The organism is Mesorhizobium sp. M8A.F.Ca.ET.021.01.1.1 (assembly GCF_003998025.1).
GTDB lineage: Bacteria > Pseudomonadota > Alphaproteobacteria > Rhizobiales > Rhizobiaceae > Mesorhizobium.
In genome coordinates, this window is sequence record NZ_RZSJ01000903.1 from 1 (window position 1) to 1,471 (window position 1,471).

Annotated in this window: 1 protein-coding gene and 1 pseudogene; one reads left to right on the forward strand and one right to left on the reverse strand. The window is 64.7% G+C overall.

The genetic code is table 11. The features are described 5' to 3' along the window. Positions 1-40: 40 nt before the first annotated feature. A pseudogene (locus EOA36_RS35270) lies at positions 41-313 on the forward strand (EamA family transporter RarD); the annotation flags it as partial. Here the strand turns inward: EOA36_RS35270 and EOA36_RS35275 are convergent. Beyond that, positions 291-1,289: a transporter gene (locus EOA36_RS35275; protein ID WP_127281220.1), complete on the reverse strand. Its 999-nt coding sequence runs from the start codon at positions 1,287-1,289 to the stop codon at positions 291-293. The pseudogene EOA36_RS35270 and the gene EOA36_RS35275 overlap by 23 nt on opposite strands. Between the last annotated feature and the right edge of the window lie 182 nt (positions 1,290-1,471).

Consider the following 1,471-nt stretch of genomic DNA (forward strand, 5'->3'; position numbering starts at 1 on the left):
TCCGGTGGCGATCAGGAAGACTATGTAGCCCAGCGCCGGCACCGACACCGCGCTGCTCATCGGCTGCGGGCCGGTGACCGCCGTGCCGCTGCTGCTGTTCGCCTTCGGCGCCAAGCTGCTGCGCCTCTCGACCATCGGCATCATGCAGTACATAGCGCCGACCATGGTGTTTCTGATTGCCGTGCTGATCTTCGACGAGCCGTTCGGCACAACGCAGGCTATCGCCTTTGCCCTGATCTGGGCGGCGCTTGCGATCTATTCCTGGTCCATGCTGGCGACGGCGCGCCGGGCTACATCTGTCCGAGCCGTCTGACGAAAAGATAGGTCGCGCCCGCGATCAGCAGCGATACGGCGGTGACCACCCAGAAGCCCAATGGGGTGTTGACCAGCGGCAGGCCGCCGACATTCATGCCAAACAGGCCCGAGATGATGGTCATCGGCAACAGCACCGCCGTCATCACCGAGAGCACATAGAGCAGCCGGTTCGACTGCGTCGTCAGCTTGGCCATCAGCTCGTCCTGCAGCAACCGCGTGCGCGCCTGCAATTGCTCGCCGTCATAGTGCAGCGTCTGGGCGCGGTGCGAAAGCCGCGCTGCCATGTCGTTGATCGAATCCGGCAGGTCGTTGCGGTGCGAATGGTCGAGGTGGCGAAACAGATTTGTCAGCGTCGCCATCTGCCGGTGGATGACCACCAGGTGCCGGCGCGCATCGACCAGCGCCTGCCGCTCATTGTGCCATGCGTCGCAGACGATACGGTCCTCGATGCCGTCGAGACTGTCGCTGAGTGACGCCAGTTCCGTCGCCATGCCGTCGAACGACTGCCCGACGACAGCCTCGATCAGCTCGGCCGGCGAGCGGAACTTGCGCGATCCGTTCTCGATCGCCTTGCGGATGTTGTCGACCGATTGCAGCGGTTGCTTGCGGGCGCCGACCAGCATCGTGTCGTTGAGGGCGAAGCGGAAATGACCAAGCCCGCCGGCTTCCGCCGAATAATCATGGCGCAGGTCCGGCAGATCGCCGTAGAGCCAGTCATCCTCGAGGTCGATATGGCAGCCATGGCTGGCGCCCAGGAAGGCTTCGCGCACCGGCGCCGGCAAGGCCTTATCGGCGCCGATCTCGTGGCGGGCGCGCATGTCGGAAAGCTGGTAGCTGCGCCATGTCCAGTGCGCGGCGGCGGCATCCCTGGTGCGCGCGCCCTCGGCGGTAAAGTGGTAGATGAAGAACAGCCCGTGCTCATCTGGCAGGTAAGGCGACAGGTCGGTGCCTTCGGCGGGGAGGGCGATATTCATGGCGGCTTCGCCGGTCTCTGATGCGGTCGGGGTCGCGGGGGGCGGCCAGGTCCGATTTCTAGCATGGCATCCCCGATTTAGTGTGACTGTTTCGTGACGGCGCGCGTTCCTACAGGACGCTGGTGATCCCGCCATCCACCAGCAGTGTCTGTCCGCTCACGAAACTGGCGGCGTCGGAAGCC